This window comes from Microvirga sp. HS2 (assembly GCF_055792805.1).
This window is the reverse complement of the sequence record NZ_JBVVAJ010000054.1, coordinates 1-23,696: the sequence shown is the minus strand read 5'-3', so window position 1 is coordinate 23,696 and position 23,696 is coordinate 1. Positions and strand designations below refer to the sequence as shown.

21 protein-coding genes and 1 pseudogene are annotated in these 23,696 nt (G+C 62.2%); 15 read left to right on the top strand and 7 right to left on the bottom strand.

Annotated features, from left to right (window positions below; genetic code table 11):
- Positions 1-706: 706 nt before the first annotated feature.
- Both ACS5Q0_RS25835 and ACS5Q0_RS25830 read right to left on the bottom strand, forming a co-directional pair.
- The gene (locus ACS5Q0_RS25835) at positions 707-1,714 is read right to left on the bottom strand and encodes a hypothetical protein (protein ID WP_473129518.1); all 1,008 of its coding nucleotides are present in this window, start codon (positions 1,712-1,714) and stop codon (positions 707-709) included.
- A gap of 15 nt (positions 1,715-1,729) precedes the next feature.
- On the bottom strand, positions 1,730-3,103 hold the full coding sequence (locus ACS5Q0_RS25830; RefSeq protein WP_473129517.1) for an MBOAT family O-acyltransferase: 1,374 nt from the start codon (positions 3,101-3,103) through the stop codon (positions 1,730-1,732).
- An 803-nt stretch (positions 3,104-3,906) separates the two neighbouring features.
- Between ACS5Q0_RS25830 and ACS5Q0_RS25825 the strand changes: the two genes are divergently transcribed.
- From ACS5Q0_RS25825 to ACS5Q0_RS25775, 11 genes are all read left to right on the top strand, one after another.
- Complete coding sequence (locus ACS5Q0_RS25825) at positions 3,907-4,188, top strand: hypothetical protein (protein WP_473129516.1); 282 nt, start codon at positions 3,907-3,909, stop codon at positions 4,186-4,188.
- 911 nt (positions 4,189-5,099) lie between these two features.
- Positions 5,100-5,261, top strand: coding sequence for a hypothetical protein (locus tag ACS5Q0_RS25820; protein ID WP_473129515.1), 162 nt, complete (start codon positions 5,100-5,102; stop codon positions 5,259-5,261).
- 272 nt (positions 5,262-5,533) lie between these two features.
- Positions 5,534-5,734: a hypothetical protein gene (locus tag ACS5Q0_RS25815; protein WP_473129514.1), complete on the top strand. Its 201-nt coding sequence runs from the start codon at positions 5,534-5,536 to the stop codon at positions 5,732-5,734.
- 242 nt (positions 5,735-5,976) lie between these two features.
- Entirely contained in the window at positions 5,977-7,959 is a 1,983-nt protein-coding gene (locus ACS5Q0_RS25810; RefSeq protein WP_473129513.1) for an AMP-dependent synthetase/ligase, read from the top strand.
- Positions 7,956-8,756 carry an ABC transporter ATP-binding protein gene (locus ACS5Q0_RS25805; protein ID WP_473129512.1) on the top strand — a complete coding sequence of 267 codons (801 nt, stop codon included), beginning with the start codon at positions 7,956-7,958 and terminating at the stop codon, positions 8,754-8,756. The genes ACS5Q0_RS25810 and ACS5Q0_RS25805 overlap by 4 nt, the downstream gene beginning before the upstream one ends.
- A gap of 10 nt (positions 8,757-8,766) precedes the next feature.
- Positions 8,767-9,723, top strand: a complete 957-nt coding sequence (locus ACS5Q0_RS25800; RefSeq protein WP_473129511.1) for a branched-chain amino acid ABC transporter permease — start codon at positions 8,767-8,769, stop codon at positions 9,721-9,723.
- A 12-nt stretch (positions 9,724-9,735) separates the two neighbouring features.
- Entirely contained in the window at positions 9,736-10,821 is a 1,086-nt protein-coding gene (locus tag ACS5Q0_RS25795) for a branched-chain amino acid ABC transporter permease (protein ID WP_473129510.1), read from the top strand.
- Positions 10,822-10,893: 72 nt separating this feature from the next.
- Positions 10,894-12,216: an ABC transporter substrate-binding protein gene (locus tag ACS5Q0_RS25790; protein WP_473129509.1), complete on the top strand. Its 1,323-nt coding sequence runs from the start codon at positions 10,894-10,896 to the stop codon at positions 12,214-12,216.
- Between the two features lie 186 nt (positions 12,217-12,402).
- Complete coding sequence (locus ACS5Q0_RS25785; RefSeq protein ID WP_473129508.1) at positions 12,403-13,239, top strand: ABC transporter ATP-binding protein; 837 nt, start codon at positions 12,403-12,405, stop codon at positions 13,237-13,239.
- 107 nt (positions 13,240-13,346) lie between these two features.
- Entirely contained in the window at positions 13,347-13,751 is a 405-nt protein-coding gene (locus tag ACS5Q0_RS25780) for a DUF805 domain-containing protein (RefSeq protein WP_473129507.1), read from the top strand.
- Positions 13,752-13,863: 112 nt separating this feature from the next.
- Complete coding sequence (locus ACS5Q0_RS25775) at positions 13,864-15,090, top strand: phenylacetate--CoA ligase family protein (protein WP_473129506.1); 1,227 nt, start codon at positions 13,864-13,866, stop codon at positions 15,088-15,090.
- Between the two features lie 374 nt (positions 15,091-15,464).
- Here the strand turns inward: ACS5Q0_RS25775 and ACS5Q0_RS25770 are convergent, their stop codons facing one another.
- From ACS5Q0_RS25770 to ACS5Q0_RS25760, 3 genes are all read right to left on the bottom strand, one after another.
- Positions 15,465-16,130 (bottom strand): outer membrane protein, encoded by a 666-nt coding sequence (locus tag ACS5Q0_RS25770; protein WP_473129505.1) that lies wholly within the window; start codon positions 16,128-16,130, stop codon positions 15,465-15,467.
- A gap of 417 nt (positions 16,131-16,547) precedes the next feature.
- Positions 16,548-16,979: a sigma factor-like helix-turn-helix DNA-binding protein gene (locus tag ACS5Q0_RS25765; protein ID WP_473129504.1), complete on the bottom strand. Its 432-nt coding sequence runs from the start codon at positions 16,977-16,979 to the stop codon at positions 16,548-16,550.
- 90 nt (positions 16,980-17,069) lie between these two features.
- Positions 17,070-17,690 (bottom strand): pentapeptide repeat-containing protein, encoded by a 621-nt coding sequence (locus ACS5Q0_RS25760; protein WP_473129503.1) that lies wholly within the window; start codon positions 17,688-17,690, stop codon positions 17,070-17,072.
- Positions 17,691-18,517: 827 nt separating this feature from the next.
- Here ACS5Q0_RS25760 and ACS5Q0_RS25755 point away from each other — a divergent pair.
- The 3 genes from ACS5Q0_RS25755 to ACS5Q0_RS25745 all read left to right on the top strand — a co-directional run bounded on the left by ACS5Q0_RS25755 (position 18,518) and on the right by ACS5Q0_RS25745 (position 22,155).
- On the top strand, positions 18,518-19,198 hold the full coding sequence (locus ACS5Q0_RS25755; RefSeq protein WP_473129502.1) for a Crp/Fnr family transcriptional regulator: 681 nt from the start codon (positions 18,518-18,520) through the stop codon (positions 19,196-19,198).
- A gap of 150 nt (positions 19,199-19,348) precedes the next feature.
- Entirely contained in the window at positions 19,349-20,377 is a 1,029-nt protein-coding gene (locus ACS5Q0_RS25750; RefSeq protein ID WP_473129501.1) for a Fe(3+) ABC transporter substrate-binding protein, read from the top strand.
- 68 nt (positions 20,378-20,445) lie between these two features.
- Positions 20,446-22,155 (top strand): ABC transporter permease, encoded by a 1,710-nt coding sequence (locus ACS5Q0_RS25745; protein WP_473129500.1) that lies wholly within the window; start codon positions 20,446-20,448, stop codon positions 22,153-22,155.
- Here ACS5Q0_RS25745 and ACS5Q0_RS25740 read toward each other — a convergent pair.
- Positions 22,150-22,977: a LysR substrate-binding domain-containing protein gene (locus ACS5Q0_RS25740; RefSeq protein ID WP_473129499.1), complete on the bottom strand. Its 828-nt coding sequence runs from the start codon at positions 22,975-22,977 to the stop codon at positions 22,150-22,152. The two genes, ACS5Q0_RS25745 and ACS5Q0_RS25740, sit on opposite strands and share 6 nt — an antisense overlap.
- A 131-nt stretch (positions 22,978-23,108) precedes the next feature.
- On the opposite strand from ACS5Q0_RS25740, the gene ACS5Q0_RS25735 reads away from it, so the two are divergent.
- A complete protein-coding gene (locus tag ACS5Q0_RS25735; RefSeq protein ID WP_473129498.1) occupies positions 23,109-23,504 on the top strand; it encodes a tautomerase family protein in 396 nt (131 codons plus the stop codon).
- A gap of 44 nt (positions 23,505-23,548) precedes the next feature.
- Here the strand turns inward: ACS5Q0_RS25735 and ACS5Q0_RS25730 are convergent.
- A pseudogene (locus tag ACS5Q0_RS25730) lies at positions 23,549-23,696 on the bottom strand (succinyl-CoA--3-ketoacid-CoA transferase); the annotation flags it as partial.

The window sequence follows — 23,696 nt, the reverse complement described above, 5'->3', positions numbered from 1 at the left end:
CACGTACCAAGGAGGCGCTCTGGACCACCATCGGAGAACTGCTGGACGCCTTCGAGCCGAATGAGTGCCAGAACTACATCAGGAACTGCGGGTATGAGCCCGTCTAAGTCGAATCTGCTCTAGAGCGGAAGCGGCATGGTTAAGCTGCCACGCTTTGTGAAGCAACAAACGAAGCCAAACAGTTCCGTGTTCTTCTATTACGAGAAGTTCCGAAATATGCCGCGCGCTTGGCCGCGTATCCCTCTGCCCACCGATCCCGCGACGGCGCAGTTTTGGTCACGGTACCGGCAGTGCGAGCAGCTCTGCGCCAAGAGAGGCGATGACGACGTTTGGCGATGGCGCTGGATAGGATCGAGTGGACGTACCTACCTCCTGCCTGAGCCCATACGGGAGCCCCTCGCCTTTTGGGAGGTTATGGACCGCGCCGAAGAGAAGCCCCCTACTTTAGTCTATGCTCCAGAGGAATAGGTCACCTGTGCTTACCTATCTACCGCACCGCATCATAATGGCTATGGTGCGGGCACAGATTGAGGAGCCATCATGATCATTATCACTGTCCTTCGCCTGGTGCGCGACGCCATCATGCAAGCTCAGATGCGGCGCGCCGACGCTCTGTGCCGCCGGTACGGCATCTCTCCCAAGAGCTGAAGGCCTCGGGAAGAGAGCAGCTCTCTCCTCCCCTTCCCGCTGCTAGGCGGTTCGTGCGTCACTCTGCGCGCGGACGGATCTCCCGTAGCGCCGCAGCGATGTCCTCCTCGATTCCCCGCGCGATCGGATGACGGTAGTGAATCTGATCGATGAAGGAATCGAGGCTCTTAAGTTCCGGCCGATCGAGCCACCAGTCCACCACTGCCGTGTTGGGCCGCCTCGCCGCGAAATTCGTAAAACCTCGCCTGCAGGATTGCTCCGACACGTAGCGCGGGGTTCCCGGCCGCGGCTGCTTTGTCGTGAATACGGGCGGGAACACCAGGACGACGGAGAGGTCGGGTGGCAGTGTCTCGAGTTTCTGCTCAAGCACACGAATGGCCGGGAATGATCCGTCGGGATAGCCGCGCTGGTCATTGCCCTCCTTGAACAACGCCGCGCGCCGGCGCGAACGATCGGCCATGATCTCGGCGTAGAATGGCTCGTAATCCCAATAACCATCGGCCGCCGATTGCGCCTTCGCGCTGCGGACGAGGCCGATGCGCCGCCCCGCCTGCTCGACGCTGCTGACGCTGAGCAAGCCGGTGAGATATTCGGAAAGGGAATTGCTGAAACGCCAGAACGGGAACGGATTCTCGCCAACCTGCTTGGGATTGCCCGTGCACCACGTGTCCCGGTTGATGCTGATCACCAGGGCTTTCGCCGTACCCTCATGGTGCTTCATGTACCAATCCATCACCGTGAGTTGCTCGGGAATGAGGGTTCCCGGCACGGACAACTGGGCGAAGGGAATCCCCGTGAGGGCCGTCAGCCGCGAGGGATTGACGAGAGCGATCGTCGAATTGCCGATCACCGCCGCCTCGAACTTCGGATTGCGGCCGACGCTGGCCGTGGCATTGACGTCCTTCTGCCCACGCAGGTTGGACGGGCCCGAGAGCGGCGAGCGGCCCGTATCGTAAGGATCGATGAGGTAGAGTCCGCTCAGGACCGCCAGGAACAACCCGACGGCGGAGCCAACCGCCCACCGGACGAAGCGGCTCCAGGCATGATGTTGCGCGTCTGCGATCATAAGATCTGCCGTCCGTCAGAACTGGAAGTAGATGAATTCGTAATTCGACGCGTCACCGATCTGGAGCAGGACCGCGATGAAGACGATGGCGAACCCGACCGCGATCACGCGGCGCGGCGGGATGAGCTTGATGGCGACCCAGGTCGTCGGGCCGAGGCAAGCCACAGCCGCCGCCGCGGCAATCGCGCGCCACTTGAACCCGTCACCGAGCGGCGCGAACCCGAACAATCCCTGATAGATCCGCAATGCCGCATCGAAGCTGGACGCGCGGAACAGCACCCATGTGGCCATGACGAACAGCATCGTCAGCAACGAACCCGCGGCAGCCGGCATGCGCAGCCCGGCTCGGCGCCAGATCGCTCCCGTCGCAAGTCCAACTCCATGCGCCACACCCCAGGCGACGAAGGTCAGGCCTGCTCCGTGCCACAATCCGCCCAATGTCATGGTCGCGAGAAGGGCTGCCACCTGGACGGCAAAGCCGTTCCGGCTGCCGCCGAGGGGAATGTACAGATAGTCGCGCAGGAAGCGGGACAGCGTCATGTGCCAGCGGCGCCAGAAATCCTGGAGGGACGTGGACAGATAAGGCCTGTCGAAATTCTGCGGCAGGACGATTCCCAGCATCAGGGCCATGCCGATGGCCATGTCCGTATAGCCGGAGAAGTCGAAATAGATCTGGAACGTGAAGCCGAGGGTCGCCTGCCACGCCGCGGCCACGGACACCGCATTCCCGGCCGCGGCCTGGGCGAAAACCGGATTGACGTACTCGGCCAGGGGATCGCTGATGAACACCTTCTTCACGAGGCCCAGCGCGAGCAGCATGAAACCGCGCCCGAAACGCTCCGCCGCGTCAGGGCGCTTGGAAGGCCGCTCCTCGAACTGGTGCATGACCTCGCTCCAGCGCACGAGCGGACCGGCGAGCACTTGCGGGAAAAAGGCAATGTAAAGCGCGTAACGCAGAAGGCCGTAACGCGGCGCACGCCCGGCCTTCAGGTCGATTAAGTACATCACGTGGTGGAACGTGAAGAACGAGATCCCCAGCGGCAGAGCGATGTCCCATGTCGGAACCGCGATCCCCGGAACGAGATCCGCCAAGCGGGCGAAGAAGTTGAAGTACTTGAAAATCCCGAGGACGACTAGGTTTCCGACGAGAGCCAAGATGATCAACAGGCCTTGTCCCGTTCGCAGAAATGCCTGCGCGACAAGCCAGTTCACCAGGATCGAGACCGCGAGAAGCGGGACGAAGCGCCAGTCCCAATAGCCATAGAACAGGAGCGACAAGGCGAGAAGGAGGCCCAGCCGCCATTGCGGCCGGAAACGCTCGACGAGCCAGTATAGCGCCAGGGAGACCGGAAGAAAGACGAGCAGGAATGCAAACGAGTTGAAGAGCATCAGTAACCAGGACGCCGTTGGGTTCACCGATACGGAGGCTTGCGGCGGTTATGAACCTGCTCCCGGATCTACTTGAGTTCCTCAACGACATTCCTATGCGGCGTCAAGCAACCAATAAGCACAATGCACCTTCAAAACTGCTGTGAGCCGCATTTCCGCACGGCGCGGATCCATCAACGTTCACGCGCCCTTAAGCCATGTGATCCCTAGCCACTGACGCCGGCTTTTCGCCCGAGGCTCCGATGTTCTGAAAAGGTGACGCGAAGATTGCGTGAGGGATCTTATGCTGCTCAGATTGAGGAGGTCCCGGTCCACGGACAGCAGATCTATACTTTAGTCTATGCCACCCGGACATAGGTCATCTGTCCTTACCTATCTACCGCATTGCAGCAAAATTCCTATTGTGGGGTCAGAGCTGGAGGCCCCCTATGATCATCGTCAACTTCCTTCGCCTGTTGCGCTCGAGCTGGCTGGAAGCGCTTCGGCAGCGCAAGATTGCTCAGCGCCGTTATCCCTATCTGTCTTGGGAGGACTAGGACGGCAATCGACGGCCTCAACAGCCCGAAGCGCTCCGAAAGGGGCGCTTTTTTCTTATGGAACGGCAGGATTGCTGCAGAGCATCGAAACGCCCCTTGCCCGGGATCGCCTTTCCTCGTTGGATTGCCAGGCTTGGACTGCGGAATGATCTCTCTACGCATGACGCAGAGGAAGGTTGATGCTAGAAGGCGCCCGGTACGGCCAAGCTCGCCCCGGCTGCGGGATGGGCGGTTCTCAGAGGCCTTTCGCATCCGCACAGGTTCGACATGCTGAAACTGGCAGCTTTCTCGATACTGATCCTCGCTACGTCCGGCGAAGCTCTGGCGGAGGCCCGGCGATGCTATCCCCGGATGGGCAACATCGCGTTCCAATACGAGGGGCAGTGCCCGGATTCGCAGCTCAAATGGGTCACCTTCGAGAACGACCTCGGAGCTTTCGGTCGGAATTGCAACGATGAGCCTTGGAGCTACAGTCGGGCGGAGCAGGCCTACTACAATCATCGAAGCCAGACGACCGTCCCGATGACGGATTGCTGGTGGCGCCGGTAAGCGTCAGCCGCTTATTCCTGGATGCAGAATTCCCCGCCGAGGCTCGGCTTGAACCCTGCCGGGCAGCTCGACTTCACCCTCACCCATTCCCGCCGCGAGGCCAGGACGCAATAAGCGCCATCCGCCGTGCTGATGTAACCTGCCGGGCAGACGCCTCTGTTTCGAAGCGAATCCGGGGCGCTCTTCAAACAATGGGCCCCGCTTGCATAAGTATAGGGCGGGCAGTCGGCACGCGGCGCCCGTGGCTGAGCCGCGGCGGGCCCCAGTGAACAGCCGATCATTCCTGCAAGGATCAAGAAAAAGCGCATCTATCGCCTCGACGCCGCACCCGCTGGCTAAGCTTTACTTAACACAGCTTGGCCGTATGCACATTCCTTACGGTAAGATCAAGGAGGCGAAGGCGTTTCGCATTCTCAGACGGGCCTCCGTGCAATCAGCGTACCCCGTGACGGAACACCTGCCGCAAAGCCTCCGGCTAGCACAACGCTCCCGCCCTGGGGGAACGCTCTGATCGGAGGCTGCGCAGTAAAGCCGCAAGAATACGGCCAAGGTTCGAACGCAAATATTTAGAATTCTGTCCCAATAAAAAAGATTCACTTCGAATAAAAATAAAGCTATAAGTATATTTCCCCAGTTCAGTCGCGTCATTCGATGAGTTACAGGCATCCGCGCTGACCGAGGCGGCTCTTCCGCTCGCAGGCCAACGACATCTCTAAAAGAACAATGCCGTGCATGGGGGCTTGCACGGCATAGGCCGCGCTCCTGGATACAACCTGGGCGCGGCCTCCCTTCTCGATGATCCGAAGCCACAGCCTTGCGCCGGGCGCAATCCTCCGCGCGCCACGGCGGAGAACCTTCCCGCCGACCCGGAGTTGACGCGGCATGACAGGAGATCTGCAAAGGAGCCTTGCATGCGAATTCGAACGATCCTGCCCCTTCTCGCGATGCTTGCCCTGACGGCCTGCGGCGAAGACGGCCCCGACCAGACCGGCAGCACCGACAAGAACAACCCCGCCAGCACAACCCCCGCCAATCCGCCTCCGGGCGGCGCTCCCGCCAAGCCCACCCAATAAGCGATTCATCTGCATCGTGAGGGATGCGGAAGGGTTCGCCTGCCTTCCGCATCCCCGCAGCGCCGCAAGAGGGAGCCAGATCCCTGTGCGGCGGCCCGTTCACATTCCTGTGCGCCTGTGAAAGTCGCCGCGACGGAATGGGCCATTGTCATCGTTGTGCCGCAGGCATCATCCTTCATCCGGAATCGCACGGAACCTGACCGGGCCAGCGAACGGCCTCGCCTCATACAGCCGTGCCCGTGACGTTCTGGAGAATGGTGGACGCGCTGACGATGAATGCTTTTCATATCGGCCAACTTGTCCGGATCACGCGCCCCTCGACGGGCTATGCGGACCGTCGGATCTACTGCATCGTCTGCATGGTCGCCGAAGAGCGGGGTATTCCCGTCTACCGGATCAAGAACACGGTCGGCGCCGAACGACTGGTCTCGGCGGAAGAGATCGAGCCCGCGGCGCTGACGGCTCTGCCGTAGCCGTCGCCGAAGGCCCCGCGCGCCTGCCCCGAAAACGCGCGCGGGCATATTAGCCCATGGTATGGGTGAGCCTCCCTTGCCGATGCCGGAGCGGGGCGACAGAATACCTCTTCATAGCGCTCGAAAAGAGCAACCGGCGACAGACCGGAAGATAAAAGCGCGGCGTTCACAAGCTGCGCGCTAGAGGAAACGAGGCCAACCCACATGCCGCCCGGCATGTGGTGTCCAGGGAGGAGACGTCGGTGACGGCGGCTGCGGACTCGCGCGAAGATACGTTCCCCAAGCTGCTGGCGCGGAATGCGCGCATTCGCCCCCAGCGAACCGCTTTCCGCCACAAGGATCTCGGCATCTGGCAATCCTGGACCTGGGCCGAGGTTTACGCCATCGTCCGCGCCTATGCCTGCGGGCTTCAGGCGCTCGGTCTCCAGCGAGGCGGCAAGATCGCCGTCATCGGCTATAACCGCCCTCACCTCTACTGGACCATCGCCGCCGCCCAGTGGCTCGGCGCGATTCCGATCCCGGTCTATGCGGATTCCGTGGCCGAGGAGATGGCCTATGTGCTCGCTCATGCGGAAGTGACCCATGCGGCGGTGCAGGACCAGGAGCAGGTGGACAAGCTTCTCGCCGTCTCGGACCAGCTGCCGTGTCTCGAGCGTGTGCTCTACGACGAGGAGAAGGGCCTGCGCGATTACGACCACAGCCGTCTGCACTCCATCGCGTCGGCGATCGAGGAGGGCCGTGCGCGGCTCGGCGATGCGGGCGAAGCGGCAGCGCTCGACCGCGAGATGCAGGACGGCAAAGGCTCGGATCTCGCCATCATTCTCTACACCTCCGGCACCACAGGCCGCCCGAAGGGCGTGATGCTCACCTCCGATGCGGTGATCGCGGCGGCCCGGATCGGCTGCGACTTCGACCATCTCGACGAGACGGACGAAATCCTGGCCTACCTGCCGATCGCATGGGTGGGCGACCACATCTTCTCCTATGCGCAGGCTTTTCTCGCGGGTTTGTGCGTCAATTGTCCCGAAAGCCCCGAAACGGTGGCCGAGGACCGGCGCGAGGTCGGCGCCACATACGTCTTCGCCCCGCCACGCGTGTTCGAGAGCATCCTCACGCTCACCATGGTGCGCATCGAGGACGCGAGCGCGCTCAAGCGGCGCATGTTCCACTTCTTCATCAGGCACGCGAACAAGGTCGGCGAGAAGATCCTCAACAGGGAACCCGGCGTGAGCGCGTGGGATCGCCTGCTCTGGCAGATCGGCAACGTGCTCGTCTACGCTCCCCTGCGCAACCGCTTCGGCATGACGCGCGTGAAGGTGGGCTATACCGCGGGCGAGGCCATCGGCCCCGAGATCTTCCGCTTCTACCGCTCCATCGGCGTAAACCTGAAACAGCTCTACGGGCAGACGGAGGCATCCGTCTACATCACCATGCAGCCCGACGGCGAGATCCGCGCCGATACGGTGGGCCGCCCTGCCCCGGAGGTCGAGATCCGCATCGCAGATAACGGCGAGGTTCTCTACCGATCGCCCGGGGTATTCGTGGGCTATTACAAAGACGAGGAGAAGACCGCCGAAACCAAGACCCCCGACGGTTTCGTTCATTCGGGGGACGCTGGCTTCTTCGACGCCGACGGGCATCTCAAGATCATCGATCGCGCCAAGGATGTCGGCAAGATGCGCGACGGATCGCTCTTCCCGCCGAAATACGTCGAGAACAAGCTGAAGTTCTATCCCAACATCAAGGAAGCCGTCTGTTTCGGCGACGGCAGGGATTACGTTTCCGCCTTCATCAACATCGATCTCGTGGCGGTGAGCAACTGGGCCGAGCGGAACGGGGTCACCTACGCGTCCTATCAGGAGCTGGCGGGCCACCCCCGCGTCTACGAGATGATCGAGAAGCACGTGGACGAGGTGAACCGCTCGCTGGCTTCGGAGCCGCGCATGGGCGGCGCGCAGATCAGGCGCTTCCTCATCCTGCACAAGGAGCTCGACGCCGACGACGGCGAGCTGACCCGCACCCAGAAGGTGCGCCGCGGCTTCATCGCCGAACGTTACGCACCGCTGATCCAGGCGCTCTACGACGGCTCGCCCGAGGCCGACATCTCCACCGAGGTCACCTTCGAGGACGGACGCAAGGGCGTGATCTCCGCCCGTGTGAAGATCAGGGACATGAAGCTTTATCCGGTGCGACAGACAGCGACTTTGCCGGAGGCCGCAGAATGAGGGCACCCGACCATCCCATTCTCGCTAAAGGCGACGTGCTGCTCGCCGTCGAGAACGTGTCTCTCGGCTTCGGAGGCGTGAAGGCCCTGACGGACGTGTCCTTCGACATCCGCAAGAGCGAGATCCGCGCCATTATCGGTCCCAACGGCGCGGGCAAGACATCGATGCTCAACTGCATCAACGGTTTCTATTATCCAACGGAAGGCCGCATCACCTTCAAGGGCGTGAAACGTCCGAAGATGCGCCCCTACGAGGCGGCGCGCGGCGGCATCGCCCGCACCTTCCAGAACGTGGCGCTCTTCAAGAGCATGTCGACCCTCGACAACATCATGGCGGGCCGCTCCATCAGGATGCGGTCGAACTTCTTCTGGCAGCTCTTCCGCCATGGCCCGGCCATGAAGGAGGAGGTGGAGCATCGCCGCTTTGTCGAGGAGATCATCGATTTCCTCGAAATCCAGCACATCCGCAGAACCCCCGTGGGCCGCCTTCCTTATGGCCTGCAGAAGCGCGTGGAACTCGCCCGCGCGCTCGCCATGGAGCCGGACCTGCTGCTCCTTGATGAGCCCATGGCCGGCATGAACCTCGAGGAAAAGGAGGACATGTCGCGATTCATCATGGAGGTGAACCAGCAATACGGCACCACCATCGCCCTGATCGAGCACGACATGGGCGTGGTGATGGACCTGTCTGACCGCGTCGTGGTGCTGGAATACGGCCGCAAGATCGCGGACGGCACGCCGGACGAGGTGAAACGCGATCAGCGCGTGATCGACGCCTATCTCGGCGTGGCGCATTGAGGGGAAGCCGATGGACATCCTCTACAAAGTCTTCGTCGAACCCTTCCTCTTCATGGGAGAGGCACCCGACCTCCTGCTTCAGACTCTCTGGGAAGGCCTCGTCTCGGGCGTGCTCTACGCCCTGATCGCGCTCGGCTTCGTGCTGATCTTCAAGGCCTCGGGCGTGTTCAATTTCGCGCAGGGCATCATGGTGGTGTTCGCGGCCCTGATCCTCGTGGGGCTCTACGAGAAAGGCGTTCCGGCCTTCCTGGCGCTGATCCTCGCGGCCGTCGCGATGCTCGTTCTGGCCATGGCGGTCGAGCGCGTGGTGCTGCGTCCGCTCGTGAACCAGCCCGACATCATCCTCTTCATGGCCACCTTCGGCCTCACCTATTTCCTCATCGGCTTCGGCGAGCTCATCTTCGGCGGCAATCCGCGGGAGATGATCACGGATGCGCTCTTCCTGCCTCAGGGCACGACGGAGATCGAGGCGCTGGGCGGCTCCATCCGGCTGCAGCATCTCGACATCGCCGCGGCGGTGATCGCCTCCCTCATGATCGGGCTGCTCGCGGTGTTCTTCTCCAAGACCCGGATCGGCCGGGCGCTGCGCGCGGTGGCGGACAGCCACAAGGCCGCGCTGTCCGTCGGCATCTCGCTCAATCAGATCTGGGTGATCGTCTGGTTCGCGGCGGGCCTCGTGGCTCTCGTGGCGGGCATCATGTGGGGCGCGCGCTCGGGCGTGTCCTTCTCGCTGCAGATCATCGCCCTGAAGGCCCTCCCGGTGCTCATCCTCGGCGGCTTCACCTCCATTCCGGGAGCGATTCTCGGCGGCCTCATCATTGGCGTCGGCGAGAAGCTCGGCGAGTTCTACTGGGGCCCGCTGGTGGGCGGCGGCATCGAGACGTGGCTCGCCTACGTCATCGCCCTCCTCTTCCTGCTCTACAGGCCGCAGGGGCTGTTCGGCGAGAAGATCATCGAGCGCATTTAAGGAGACGCCGACGTGTTCTACCGCGAGGCAGGCCAGTTCAAGACGAATTACGTCAGCGATTCCGCGATTTTTCCCTTGCGCCAGGACAGGATCGGTCTTGGCCTGATCATCGTGGGGGCCTATGCCCTCGCCTTCCTGGGCAGCGATTTCCTGCTTCAGGCGGTGATGATCCCGTTCCTGGTGTTCTCGCTCGCCGCCATCGGCCTCAACATCCTCACGGGCTATACGGGCCTGCTCTCGCTCGGCACCGGCGCCTTCATGGGCGTGGGGGCCTATGCCTGCTACAAGCTGATGACGGCGTTTCCGGGCGTGAACGTGATCGTCTGGATCTTCGTCTCGGGCTTCTTCTCCGCCGCCGTCGGCGCGCTGTTCGGCCTGCCCTCCTTGCGCATCAAGGGCTTCTATCTCGCGGTTGCGACGCTGGCCGCGCAATTCTTCCTGCAATGGTGCTTCATCCGCATTCCATGGCTCGTGAACTACAACGTCTCGGGCGCGCTCGACGCGCCCTTGCGCACCCTCTTCAGCGTTCCGATCATGGGCCCGAACGCCACCTCGCAAACACGCTATCTCCTGGTCCTGACCATCGTCATCCTGCTCACCTGGCTCGCCTCTAACCTGGTCCACGGCCGCATCGGGCGCATGTGGATCGCGATCCGCGACATGGACCTCGCGGCGGAACTCATGGGCATCCGCCCGCTCCAGACGAAGCTCCTCGCCTTCGCGGTCTCGTCCTATTACTGCGGCGTCGCGGGCGCGCTCCTCGTCTTCCTCTGGTACGGCGGCGCGGAATACGACGTGTTCAACATCAACCAGTCCTTCTTCATCCTCTTCATGGTGATCATCGGAGGCTTGGGAAGCCTCATCGGCTCGTTCTTCGGCGCGGCGCTCATCTTCATCATGCCGATCGTCCTCGGCATGGTGCTTCCCGCCCTGCTGTCGCCCTTCGGGATTTCGGTGGGCTCCGACACCATCGAGCACCTGCGGTTCATGATCACCGGCGCCCTCATCATTTTTTTCCTGATCGTCGAACCGCACGGCCTCGCGCGGCTCTGGCAGATCGGCAAGCAGAAGCTCCTCGTCTGGCCGTTCCCCTACTGACGGTCCGCGCGAAAAGGAGACGGAAACTGAAAAAATCCGGCTCAGCCGGACCAACAACGGGAGGAAACGAGAATGTCGTTTCGCACAATGAGCCTGGGATTGGCCGTCGCGACGATGCTCGCCGGCACGGCACTACCTGCCTTCGCGCAGGATTCGATCTATGTCCCCCTCTTCACCTACCGCACGGGCGCCTTCGCGGGCTCCGGCACCTTCATCGCCGACGGCATGCACGATTATCTCGAAATGCTGAACCAGCGCGACGGCGGCATCGGCGGGGTGAAGCTCGTCCTGGAGGAATGCGAGACCGGCTACGACACCAAGAAGGGCGTCGAGTGCTACGAGGCGGTGAAGGGCAAGAACCCGGTCATCGTCAATCCGTGGTCGACGGGCATCACCCTGCCGCTGATCCCGCGCGCGTCGGTCGACAAGATCCCGATCCTCTCCATGGCCTACGGCCTCTCCGCTTCGGCGCGCGGCGACATCTTCCCCTGGGTCTTCAATCCACCGGCCACCTACTGGGACGGCCTTTCGATGATCATCAAGTACATCGGCCAGAAGGAAGGCGGGCTCGAAAAGCTGAAGGGCAAGAAGATCGGCTTCATTCATCTCGATGCGGCCTTCGGCAAGGAGCCGATCCCGCTGCTGCAGGAACTCGCCAAGGATATCGGCTTCGAGGTCGCGCTCTATCCGGTGGCCGCGCAGGACATGCAGAACCAGTCCTCGCAATGGCTCAGCGCCCGCCGCGACCGGCCCGACTACATGATCATGTGGGGCTGGGGCTCCATGAACGGCGCGGCCGTGAAGGAAGCGGTCCGCTCGGGCTATCCGATGGACAAGTTCTACTCCGTCTGGTGGCCGAGCGAGGACGACGCGAAGAGCGGTGGCGCCGGCGCCAAGGGCTTCAAGATGCTCAATTGGCATGCGGTGGGCACGAACTTCCCTGCCCTCCAGGACATCCAGAAGCTCGTGGTCGATAAGGGCTTGTCCAAGGCCTCCAAGGACAAGGTGGGCGAGCTTCTCTACAACCGCGGCGTCTATAATTCGCTTCTGATCGCCGAGGGCATCGCCATGGCCCAGAAGGTCACCGGAAAGAAGGCCGTGACCGGCGAGGACGTGCGTCGCGGCATGGAGAACATCAAGCTCGATCCGGCCCGCCTGAAGGAGCTCGGGCTCGAGGGCTTCACCGAGACCCTCACGCTCAGCTGCGCGGACCACAACGGCCACCGCCCCGCCTTCATGCAGGAATGGGACGGCGCGAAATGGGTGAAGATCTCCGATCCCATCGAGCCGATGACCGACCGCGTGAAGGCTCAGCTCGATGCCGCAGCGAAGGACTACGCCGAGAAGAACGCCGGCTGGCCCAAGCGCACGGAAGCCTGCGACAAGGCGAGCTGATCCAGCCCTTCCGTCATCCCCGGGCTTGTCCCGGGGATCCACGCCTTGGAGCGACTACGCCCGTGAGGCGTGGATGGCCGGGACTGATCCCCGGATCAAGTTCGGGGACGGTCATGACGATGGGAGGCCTCGACAGCCCCAACCCTGGCACTCCCATACGGGAGGCAGAAAGCAGAGGACACGCCCATGAGCAGCGCTGTTCAGATCCAGCACCAACCTGCCGAAACCATCCTCGCCGTCAACAACATCGAGGTCGTCTACGACCATGTGATCCTGGTGCTCAAAGGCGTGTCGCTCACCGTGCCCAAGGGCGGCATCGTGGCCCTGCTCGGGGCCAACGGCGCGGGGAAGACGACGACGTTGAAAGCGGTTTCCAACCTGCTCCATGCCGAGCGCGGCGAGGTGACCAAGGGCTCGATCGAGTTCAAGGGCGAGCGTGTCGACAAGCTCTCGCCCAACGAGCTGGTGCGGCGCGGCTGCATCCAGGTTCTCGAAGGCCGCCACTGCTTCGGCCACCTCACCATCGAGGAGAACCTCCTGACCGGAGCCTTCACGCGCAAGGACGGCAACGCCACCATCCGGCGCGACCTGGAGGCGATCTACGACTACTTCCCGCGCCTGAAGCAAAGGCGCGGCTCGATGGCGGGATACACCTCCGGCGGCGAACAGCAGATGTGCGCCATCGGCCGGGCCATGATGTCGAAGCCCTCCATGATCCTGCTCGACGAGCCCTCCATGGGGCTCGCGCCGCAGATCGTGGAGGAGATCTTCGAGATCGTGCGAATCCTCAACACGTCGGAAGGCGTGTCCTTCCTGCTCGCCGAGCAGAACACCAACATGGCGCTGAAATACGCCACCTACGGCTACATTCTCGAAACGGGCCGCGTGGTGATGGACGGCCCCGCGCAGGCATTGCGGGAGAACGAGGACGTGAAGGAGTTCTATCTCGGCGTGTCCGAGGGAGACCGAAAATCATTCCGCAACGTCAAAAGCTACAAGCGCCGCAAGAGATGGCTTGCCTAGCAGAGATAGCGCCTCCGGCGAGAGCTTGACGCAACAGCATAACATTTTTAGCACAGAAACGGAGTCACAGGCGACTCATGTGAAAACCTTGAACCAAGGGGGCAACAATGAACATCGAAGTCTTGAGGAAGAATGTGGAGCAGGCCGTCAGAATCGGCCTTGGCAAGTTCGCGGAATTTTCCGGCCGCTCGTCCCGTCCGGAATACTGGTATTTCATGCTGCCGGTCATCGTCTTGGCGATCGTAGCGAATCTGCTGGATTCCATCCTGCTCAACGGCATGCCTGTGTTGGGCCTGATCGTGGCTCTCGCGACGATTGTCCCCACCCTTTCGGCGGGAGCGCGCCGCCTTCACGATACGAACCGCTCGGGCTGGTGGCTTCTCGTCGGCCTTATTCCCTTCGTCGGCGCAATCGGCCTCATCTATCTCTTCTGCCAGCCGGGAAGCCCGGGCGCAAACCAGTTCGGGCCGGAGCCTACATCCGGAACATTCGGAGCCCTTGCGCAAGCCTAACCTGCTTGCCAAGCCAAGACGGCTCATCCACCATGACCTGCATGCCGCCGATCACGCACTTCGACATCGGCGGCATGCTCTAGGGCGATCGCGGCGAAGCGGAGGAGAGGCCTTGGCAGATCATTACGACGATCTCGAAACCCGCGATCTCGCCTTGCGCGAAGCCTCTCTCTTCGACAGCCTCCCCGGTATCCTGAGGAGCGCTCTCAAAGCACCCGCCTACGCAAAACGTCTCAAGGGGATCGATGTCGAGAACGTCAGAAACCGCGAGGCGTTGGCCAGCATCCCGATCTTGCGGAAATCGGAACTCGCCTCGCTGCAGAAGACGGCCCTGCCCTTCGGCGGCTTGATTGCGGATGCACCGGGATCCTTCGGTCGCCTCTTCACCTCTCCCGGCCCCATCTTCGAGCCGGAGGCCGCCGCATCCGATCCCTGGCGCGCGGCGCGCGGTCTCTTTGCCGCGGGTTTCCGTGCCGGCGACGTCGTTCTCAACACCTTCAGCTATCATCTGACCCCGGGCGGGTTCATCATGGATTCCGGCGCGCGGGCGCTGGGCTGCGCGGTCATTCCCGCGGGTCCCGGCAATACCGAGCAGCAACTGGAACTGATCGAAGCCTATCGTCCGAACGCCTATTGCGGCACGCCGGACTTCCTGAAGATCCTGCTCGACGGAGCGGCCGCATCGGGACGGGACATCTCGTCCATCAAGCGCGCACTGGTATCGGGCGCTGCCTTTCCGAAATCGCTTCAGGAGGCGTTCGCCGACAGGGGCATCGACGCCTACCAGGCCTATGCCACGGCCGATCTCGGGTTCATCGCCTATGAAACCTCCGCGCGCGAAGGCCTCGTGATCAACGAGGGCCTCATCGTGGAGATCGTGCGCCCGGGCACGGGCGATCCGGTTGCAGAGGGCGAAATCGGCGAGATCGTCGTCACCACTCTCGACCCGCATCACCCCTTCATCCGCCTGGCACTCGGCGACCTCACCGCCGTCCTGCCGGGGCGCAGCTCCTGCGGACGGACCAATACGCGCATCAAGGGATGGATGGGCCGGGCCGACCAGGCCACCAAGGTCAAGGGCATGTTCGTGCGCCCCGAGCAGGTGGCCGAGATCGGCCGCCGGCATCCCGAACTCGGACGTCTCCGTCTGCTGGTCGAGCGGGAGCATGAAACCGACGTGATGACCCTGCTAGCCGAATGTGGGGAGGCCTCGGACGCCTTGGCGACGGAGGTGGCGACCACGCTGCATTCCGTCACGAAGCTCAAGGGGATCGTCACGCTTGTCGCGCCGGGCGCCCTCCCGGCTGACGGTAAGGTCATCGTGGACGAGCGCGGGTAGAGGAACGGACGTCGCCCCTCTCTGAGAGAGCGCCGTTGTCGGCGGAGCGAACCCGTCCTGCCCAAAAGAAAAAGCACCCGAAGGTGCTCTAAGGTGTCCGGCCGTAGGGGCAAAAAGGACCGGAGAACCTTACTAACGTGGACCCCTTTGGGATTGTTCCAAACTTTTTTCAAAATTTTTATTCCTAGGCTCGCGCCTCATTCAGGTCACCTTTTCAGGGTCTAGGGCTTAGCTTCCCGTGGGGGCAAACACGGGCCGAGGCCGCGGCCATGATCCGGACAACGGACGGGCCGCGGCCAATCCTTCTGCTGTCCGACCGGACCAAGCAAAAGGGCCCGGGAACTGCCCGGGCCCTCTCTTCGATACAAGGCGCCTCAGTACGTGCCGAACTTGAAGTTCAGCTTGGCGCGCGCAACGAAGAATTCGTTGTCGTTGTTGTTCCCGAAGTCGGGCGCGATGACATTGACGGTCGGACCGCCGACGGGCGTGAAGGTCCCGACGAAGCCGTTGTTGTGGTCGTTGTTGTTGTCGAAGCTGAGCCACAGGCCTTCCAGGCCGAAGGTCACCGCCGACGAGCCGAACCAGTTGACCGGCAGCGCCCATTCCACACCGCCGCCGACAGTCCAGCCGGTGTCGTTGTCCGAATAGGCGAGACCGCCAGTGGCGTAGATCAGGACGCGATCGAAGGCCACGCCGACGCGGCCACGCACCGTGCCGAACCAATCCGATAGGTTGTTGTTGAACTCACCGGGGATGAAGGTTCCAGGAGCCCCGACCGGCCTGAAGGTGACCCGCACATCCTGATTGGTGTCCGCCCATTGGATATCGGTCTCGAGACCGATCACGAACGAGCCCATCTGGTAGTTGTAGCCGATCTGGCCGCCGCCGGTGAAGCCGCCGTCATTGTTGTTGTCGAAGAACAACGTGCCGGGAACCGTACCGCCAACGATCACGGACTCGCTGTTATCGTTGCGCCAACCCCAGCCGGCGTTCACACCGGCATAGAACCCGGTCCAGGTGAAGATCGGAGGAGCCGCCATGATCGGCGCCGGAGGAGCAGGACGGGCGAGGTCCGCCGCAGAAGCAGTCGCTGCAGCGAAGGCAACACCTGCAACTCCCGCAAGTAGGCTCAATACACATTTTTTCATAACCGTAACCCCTGTTTGAGGATCCACGGCAAGAACTTACGCCCTCCCAAGTCAAAATTACTATTGCGCGAAAGCAACACCGAATTATAAGCACATCAATATCTTAGATGCAAAAGTAGTAGCCCTTTTGTATAGCCAATCTCATTAGAGGTATAAATTCTAATACTATGAGCATGCGTGTCAGTTTAATTTGACATTAACTTTTCGCCATGCCCTAATGATCGTGTTTTCGGGTTAGCAACCGAAGGCGAGGAGACAACTATCCACCCTGCCCTCCGGGCAGGGTTTTTTCTTGGCGAATCGCCCCACCTACAGATCTCCGAGGCTCAACTGGGCCTGACGGGCAGGCTTGCGATCGGGGCGTTTTTCGGAAGTGGCGGATTTGCCGGAACGGGTGCGGCCGGTTGCGCCCTTCATCCGGGCCTTGGCCCTGTCCCTCGCCACCGCTTCGGGGGAAGTCGGGTCGTCCTCCAGCCATTTGCCGCGCTTGATGACCTCATTGACACGACCCTGATTGACTCCGAGTTCGAAGGCGATTTCCTGCTGGGTCATTTCCGTGGTCGCATGGAGTTCGAGGATGCGCCGCGCGAGCTCGGGCGTCATCTTACGCCCCGCGATACGCCGCGCCGGAGCGACGGATCGCTTCCCGCGATCTCTCTCGCGCAGCTTCTCCAGAATCGCGAGCGCCATGTGCATGCCCTGCTCGCGAAGAGCGTCTTCGAACTCCTTGAGTGTCGTCACCTGGGCCTGCTCCTAGAATCTTGTTCGGGACCGTCGAGGCTCAAAAATGATAACGGTTAAGCTGACCTTTGGTTGCGGATCTGGAGCATCTCAATCCTCATCGCCGCTGCAGGGCCAGCTCTGCGGGGCCGTCAGTCCTGGCGGAAGCTTGGTCTGCGCATCGCCGCAGGAGATGTCGATCTGCGCCTGGGCAAGGCCCTTCACGGAAGACAGATCCGCACCGGCCAGCTGCGTCAGGTAGAGATAGCTCCCGGCCATGGAGACATCCTGCAGCACGGCACCTTGCAGCTGCGCCCGCGAGAGATTGGAATAACTGAAATCGACGCCCGTGAGCTTCGTCTGCTGAAAGATCACCCGCGCGAGTTCGGCCCTCGACATGTTGGCCCGTTCCAGATTGGCGCCGCTGAAGTCCGACCGGTTGAGCTCCGACTTCTGGAAATTGGCCCCTGCGGCCTGAACCTGGGCGAAGTTGGAGCGGTTCATGTCCGCGGAAGAGAACTCGGCGTCGGTCAGGATGGCGTCGGCGAAATTCGCCCGCCATCCAAGAGCCTTGGTGAAATTGGCCTTCGACAAGTTAGCCTTCTCGAAGCGCGTCCGGCTGATCTCCGTTTCGCTGAGATCAGCCTCCACGAGCTTCGAGCCGGCAAAATCGCTCAGGGTCAGAAGCGACCGCTGAAATTTGGTGCCCGACAGATCCTCTCCGTTCAACATGAGACGCGCCTTGGAGCATCCGGACCAATCGACGCCGGGACCGGGCGAATCCTGGCATCTCGCCTCGGCCGCCCCGCTGCAGACGGCCAACATTAGCGCGGCGCCGAGTATCCGGATGCCTCCTCCGCCAAGTGGCCCTGTCCTCATCTTCACCCGATCGAGTCCCATGATCTCCTCTTCAAGCGGCAGTAACGAACCTTCGTACAAAGGTAGGTCTCAACATCCGCCGGGGGAGCCCCGCCCTAGGAATTTAGGCGATTGATCGCTCGACTTGCCGCCGATATGGCCTAGCTCTAAGCGCATCGTGCAGCCCTTCGGGGCCGCATCCCGTGATGCGCTCTTCCAAGAAGGCAGCATCGGACGGTTCCCAGAAGTGCAAGTGCACTTTTCACGTCCGATGCTCCAGCGACAGATACCGAGGACTTATGCATGCGTCAGACAGTGATCTTTTCCCTTCTTGCAGCCGTGGGCTTGGCTCTCGGCGGATGCTCGGCCTCGCCAAAACCCGAAGGCGTGCTGCCACGCACGGATCTCCCTCCGCCGCCGTCGGTCGGCAGCAGCGCGCCGAGAGGTTCCGCTGTCCCTGCGACCACGGGCTCGCAGCCCCAGCGCCGGGGGCTGAGCGTTCCCGACAGACTCGTTCCGCCGCGCCCGTGAGCCTCGTCCGGCACAACCGTGGAAGCATGTTCAAGGCCCCATCCGGGGCCTTTTTCCTGAGTTCAGAGATCAACTGAGTTACTACGTGATGCGGATCCTCAACGCTGTGGTATTTGCATGACTGGATGGTAGGTATATGACGTTACGAAACTAAGAGGGAAATGGGTCCGATGGCTTGGCTTCACGGATTGACCTGGCTCGACGCACTGGCGTGGCTGGCGGCCGCTCTCGCGATCACCGGCAGCGCGATGCGTACGATCATCCCCCTGCGCTGCATCGGAATCGCGACGAATGCCGTGTCGCTCACCTATGCGCTGGCGATGCGCCTTTATCCCAGCATCACGGTCAATCTGATCCTTCTTCCTCTCAATTCGGTACGTCTCTATCAGATGCTCCGCCTGATCCGCCAAGTGAAACGGGCCTCGAAGAGCGATCTCTCGATGGAATGGCTCAAGCCCTTCATGACCCGCCGCACGGTGAAGACAGGCGAGATCCTGTTCGCGAAGGGGGATAGCGCGGCCTGCATGTTCTACACCCTTTCCGGCCGCTATCGTCTGAATGAGCTCGACATCGAGTTGCGGCAGGGACAGGTCGTCGGCGAAATGGGCTTCATGTCGCCGGAGAACCGCCGCACGCAGACGCTCGAATGCGTGGAGGGCGGCGAGGTGCTGACCATCTCCTATGACGAGGTGCGTCAGCTCTACTTTCAGAACCCCGAATTCGGCTTCTATTTCCTGCGCCTGACCAGTGAGCGCATGTTCAAGAACATGGAGCGCCTGGAGGCCGAAGTGGCGCGCCTGAAGGCTGCCGCTCCGGACCACGCTCCCGTTCGCCAAGCCGTCTCAGCTTAGAATCTCTCTAATCGAGAGCCAGTTTAGAAACTCTATAAGTTATTGTTTTATCTCACATTTTTCTTGACCGAACGTCACCGAACGTGATTGTTGCGTCATCTGCGGGCTGGGCTTGCACCTGCTCGACGCTGCTGGTGAAGGAATTTCATAATGCTGACGACGAAATTGACGCGCACTCTCCTCCTGGGCGCCGCCGCTCTTTGCACCATGGCCGGATCCGCCCTCGCTGCGGAATCCCTCAACATCTACACCACCCGCGAGCCCGGCCTCATCAAGCCCGTCCTCGACGAGTTCACCAAAGAGACGGGCATCAAGGTCAACACGATCTTCATCAGCAACGGCCTCGAGGAGCGCATCCGCACCGAAGGCGAGAACAGCCCTGCAGACCTGATCCTCACCGTCGATATCGGCCGCCTGCAGGCCGCCAAGGATTACGGCGTGACGCAGCCCGTGAAGTCCGAGGCGCTGGAGAAGGTCATTCCCGCCGCCTACCGCGACCCGGAGGGCCACTGGTTCGGCATCGCCCTGCGCGCCCGTGTGGTCTATGCGTCCAAGGATCGCGTGAAGCAGGACAAGATCACGTACGAAGAGCTCGCCGATCCCAAGTGGAAGGGCAAGATCTGCTCCCGCTCGGGCCAGGCCCTCTACAATATCAGCCTCTTTGCCGCAGCCATCGCTCACATGGGCGAGGACAAGGCCGAGCAATGGCTGAAGGGCGTCAAGGCGAACCTCGCCAGGAAGCCATCCGGCGGCGACCGCGAGCAGGCCAAGGATATCCTGGCCGGCGTCTGCGACATCGGCATCGGCAACACCTATTACGTCTCGCTCATGCGCAACGGCAAGGACGAGGAACAGAAGAAGTGGGGTGAGGCGATCAACGTGATCCTTCCCACCTTCGAAGGCGGCGGCACGCATGTGAACGTGTCCGGCCTCGCGCTCGCCAAATATGCGCCGCACAAGGCGAATGCCGTGAAATTCATGGAGTACATGGTTTCTGACGAGTCGCAGCGCATCCACGCCGAGGCCAATTCGGAATATCCGATTAAGGCCGGCATCCCGATCCATCCGACCATCGCCTCCTTCGGCGAGTTGAAGGCGGACAATGTGCCGATTGCGGAAATCGCGAAACTGCGCAAGAAGGCCAGCGAAATGGTCGACAAGGTCGGCTTCGATCAATAACCGATGAGCAGTCTTGAAGCTGCTCTCACAGCAGGAGGCGCTGCCCATGACGGCAGCGCCGTTTCACATTGAAAGCGACCGCTGAATCCCACCTCCTGTTTCGCCCAGCCTCCTGGCGGGCGGCAAAGCGCATCCCGTGGTGGCTCTCCGCCGCCGTGGCTGCGGTGGGGCTGCTCGTGCTCATGCCGATCGCCGCGCTGGTCGGAATTGCGGCGGAGGGCGATGCGGAAATCTGGCCGCATCTCATTCGAAACGTACTGCCCTCAAGCATCGTCGACACGCTCGCCCTGCTCGCCGGGATCGCCCTCGTCGCGGGTTCCATGGGCATCACATCCGCCTGGCTCGTGACGGCGCATCGTTTTCCGGGCCGCAATATCCTCGTGTGGCTTCTGCCCCTGCCGCTGGCGGTGCCGACCTACATCACGGCTTACATTTACGTGGAGCTTTTCGACTCCGCCGGCCTCGTGCAGATGGCGCTGCGCGACGCGATGGGATGGACCTCGCGCTCCGATTACTGGTTTCCCGAGGTCCGCTCCCTCTACGGCTGCATCATCGTGATGTCCGCCGTGCTCTACCCTTATGTCTACATCGCCGCCCGTGCGATGTTCCTGACCCAGAGCGCGAGCATGCTGGAGGTCGCGCGCGTTCTCGGAGCGAGCCGCCTGAAGCTGTTCCGCGTCATCGCCCTGCCCCTCGCCCGCCCCGCTCTCGCGGTCGGCCTGTCTCTCGCGCTGCTCGAAGCCTTGAACGACATCGGCGCCAGTGAGTATCTGGGCGTTCGCACCCTCACCGTTTCCGTCTACAACACCTGGCTCAACCGCGGCAGCCTCCCGGGCGCAGCGCAGATCGCCTGCGTGATGCTGGCCATCGTCGTCGGGCTGATCCTGATCGAGCGCTATGGGCGCAGGGACCGGCGCTACGCCACCTCGGCGAAGCGCTCGCGCGTCGTGCATCCGGAGCCGCTCTCGGGCGGGCGGGCGCTGCTGGCGACCGTGCTCTGCGCCATCCCGGTCGTCCTCGGCTTCGTCGTTCCCCTCGCCTTTCTGGTGCGGGAGATCCTGCGCGGCAGCCTCGTCTCGCAATTCGACGAAGAGTTTATCGAGCATCTCCTGACGACCATCGGTCTGTCGGTGACGGCGACGCTCGCGGTCCTGGCGCTCGCCATGCTGCTCGTCTCCGCCGCCCGCATCGCGAAATCCCCCCTGACGAAGAGCACCCTGTTCGTGGCCGGTTTGGGCTATACGGTGCCCGGCACGGTTCTCGCGCTCGGGCTCATGACGCCCCTGGTGAAGATCGATGGATTGATCGGCATGGTCTGGAGAAGCCTCACCGGCGAGCGGCTGGGCCTGCTTCTCATGGGCACCGCAGGCGGCATCATCATCGCCTATGTGCTGCGGTTCCTGTCGATCGCGACGGGCTCGCTCTCAGCAGGCCTCGATCGCGTCTCGCCGAGCCTCGAGGACGCGGCGCGCACACTCGGCTCATCCCGCAAGGAAATGGTCTGGCGGATTCAGGTGCCCCTCATGCGCCCGGCGCTCGCCAGCGCGGCCCTGCTGATCTTCGTGGATTGCATCAAGGAATTGCCGGCGACCCTGCTGCTGCGCCCGCTCAACACGGAGACGCTCGCCACGCAGGTCTACACCTATGCCTCGCGTGGGCGGTTCGAGGACGGATCGCTCGCGGCGCTCGTCATCGTCCTCATCGGGCTGGTGCCCGTGATCCAGCTGGTGCGCAGCGCAGAGGCGCGCCCGAAGGCGGCGGACGCGTCCTCTTCATAAGGGAAAGGTTTCCAGCAAACTCTCCCGAAACCGCTTGACGGCAGGCATCCTGGAATTGTGGCTGTCATGCAGCGACAGGCAAACCTGCGGCAGCACGGGCAGCACGGACTCACGCAGAACCCTGACTTGCGGCGGCAAGGCTATGTCCGGGCGCGGCGTCACGCCCAAGCCCGCCCCGACAGCGGCCCATGCGCCGGCGAGACTATGAGTGGTGAAGCTGATCCGCCATGGGTGTTGCGCCTGGTTGAGAGCATCAAGGCCTGCCTCGCGGAACAGACATGGAGCCTCGAAGAGAACCAGGGGAACGGAATTCCCGTCGCGCCATGGCTGTTCGCCCTGCGGACCGATCCACACGATAGGCAGAGTTGCCAGGATCTGCGCGTGGGGGCGAGGGTTCGTCTCGAAAACCAAGGCGAGATCGAGCTTGCCGGTATCGAGCGCCTCCAGCAGAGCTGCGTTTCGATCCACCTTCGCCTCGATGTGGATGTCGGGGTGAGCCCTTTTGAAGCGTCCAAGAACCGTTGGCATCCAGCTTTCGGCGAAGTCGCTCGGCATGCCGAACCTGACGCTCCCCTCGATGGCAAATCCCCTGACGGCGCTTACGGCATCGTCGTTCATGGCCAGGATTCGCCGGGCGTAATCGAGCAGCACGTGGCCCGCCTCCGTCAAAACCAGCCCCCGGCCCTGCTTCTGAAACAGCGCGATTCCGACCTGCTGTTCTAGCTTTCGGATCTGCAGGCTGACGGCCGATTGGGAGCGGCCGATGAGGCTCGCCGCTCGATTGACCCCACCGCTGTCGCAGATCGCGACGAGTGTACGCAAGATGTCTGTTTCAAGGTTGATGCGCATGATCGTTCTAAAATTCGAAACGTTCGGATGAGCATAATCAATTATTCAGAACAGTCATGTCCCCCTAACCTCCCTTGGCCTTAATCTCGGCCAAGGAGACATTCATGCCGTTCGTTCGCCTAACCATTCTCGCCCCGTCCCTTCATGGCGATCAGGTCCGCGCCCTTCACGAGGGCACGACACGATTGATGGGCTCGGTGCTCGGCAAGAACCCGGCCTTGACGTCGGTGCTGCTGGAGCAGGTGCATGCTGCGAGCTGGAGCATCGGGTGCGAGCCGCCGCCCATCGCCGCGCATGTTCAGGCGCTGATCACGGCCGGAACGAACACTTCTTCGGAAAAGGCTGGCTTCATCGCCGAGGAAATGTCTCTTCTGAAAGATGTCCTCGGTCCCGACCTGAAGGAGGAGACCTACATCGTTCTTCACGAGATCCCGGCGGAGAGCTGGGGCTATGGCGGCCGCACACAGGAGGACCGCAAGAAACGCCAAGAGGCGGCTTGAAGGACAAGCCGCCTCTGGAAAAGAGCTTCGCGATGCAAAGTCGATCAGGTTGCTTGGTTGCCGCTCAGTTCGACTTTGAAGGCGGCGTTGGTTTTGGCTCTGATCTCGTCGAGAGTGACGCCCTCGGCGAGCTCGATCAGGCGCATGCCGGTGCCGCCCTTCTTGTCGATGGCAAACACCCCCAGATCCGTG

Excerpts from the sequence above, each read along its gene's own strand:
- ACS5Q0_RS25835 (WP_473129518.1), bottom strand. The coding sequence starts at position 1,714 with ATGATCGCAGACGCGCAACATCATGCCTGGAGCCGCTTCGTCCGGTGG.
- ACS5Q0_RS25830 (WP_473129517.1), bottom strand. The coding sequence starts at position 3,103 with ATGCTCTTCAACTCGTTTGCATTCCTGCTCGTCTTTCTTCCGGTCTCC.
- ACS5Q0_RS25825 (WP_473129516.1), top strand. The coding sequence starts at position 3,907 with ATGCTGAAACTGGCAGCTTTCTCGATACTGATCCTCGCTACGTCCGGC.
- ACS5Q0_RS25820 (WP_473129515.1), top strand. The coding sequence starts at position 5,100 with ATGCGAATTCGAACGATCCTGCCCCTTCTCGCGATGCTTGCCCTGACG.
- ACS5Q0_RS25815 (WP_473129514.1), top strand. The coding sequence starts at position 5,534 with ATGAATGCTTTTCATATCGGCCAACTTGTCCGGATCACGCGCCCCTCG.
- ACS5Q0_RS25805 (WP_473129512.1), top strand. The coding sequence starts at position 7,956 with ATGAGGGCACCCGACCATCCCATTCTCGCTAAAGGCGACGTGCTGCTC.
- ACS5Q0_RS25800 (WP_473129511.1), top strand. The coding sequence starts at position 8,767 with ATGGACATCCTCTACAAAGTCTTCGTCGAACCCTTCCTCTTCATGGGA.
- ACS5Q0_RS25790 (WP_473129509.1), top strand. The coding sequence starts at position 10,894 with ATGTCGTTTCGCACAATGAGCCTGGGATTGGCCGTCGCGACGATGCTC.
- ACS5Q0_RS25785 (WP_473129508.1), top strand. The coding sequence starts at position 12,403 with ATGAGCAGCGCTGTTCAGATCCAGCACCAACCTGCCGAAACCATCCTC.
- ACS5Q0_RS25780 (WP_473129507.1), top strand. The coding sequence starts at position 13,347 with ATGAACATCGAAGTCTTGAGGAAGAATGTGGAGCAGGCCGTCAGAATC.
- ACS5Q0_RS25770 (WP_473129505.1), bottom strand. The coding sequence starts at position 16,130 with ATGGCGGCTCCTCCGATCTTCACCTGGACCGGGTTCTATGCCGGTGTG.
- ACS5Q0_RS25760 (WP_473129503.1), bottom strand. The coding sequence starts at position 17,690 with ATGTTGAACGGAGAGGATCTGTCGGGCACCAAATTTCAGCGGTCGCTT.
- ACS5Q0_RS25755 (WP_473129502.1), top strand. The coding sequence starts at position 18,518 with ATGGCTTGGCTTCACGGATTGACCTGGCTCGACGCACTGGCGTGGCTG.
- ACS5Q0_RS25750 (WP_473129501.1), top strand. The coding sequence starts at position 19,349 with ATGCTGACGACGAAATTGACGCGCACTCTCCTCCTGGGCGCCGCCGCT.
- ACS5Q0_RS25735 (WP_473129498.1), top strand. The coding sequence starts at position 23,109 with ATGCCGTTCGTTCGCCTAACCATTCTCGCCCCGTCCCTTCATGGCGAT.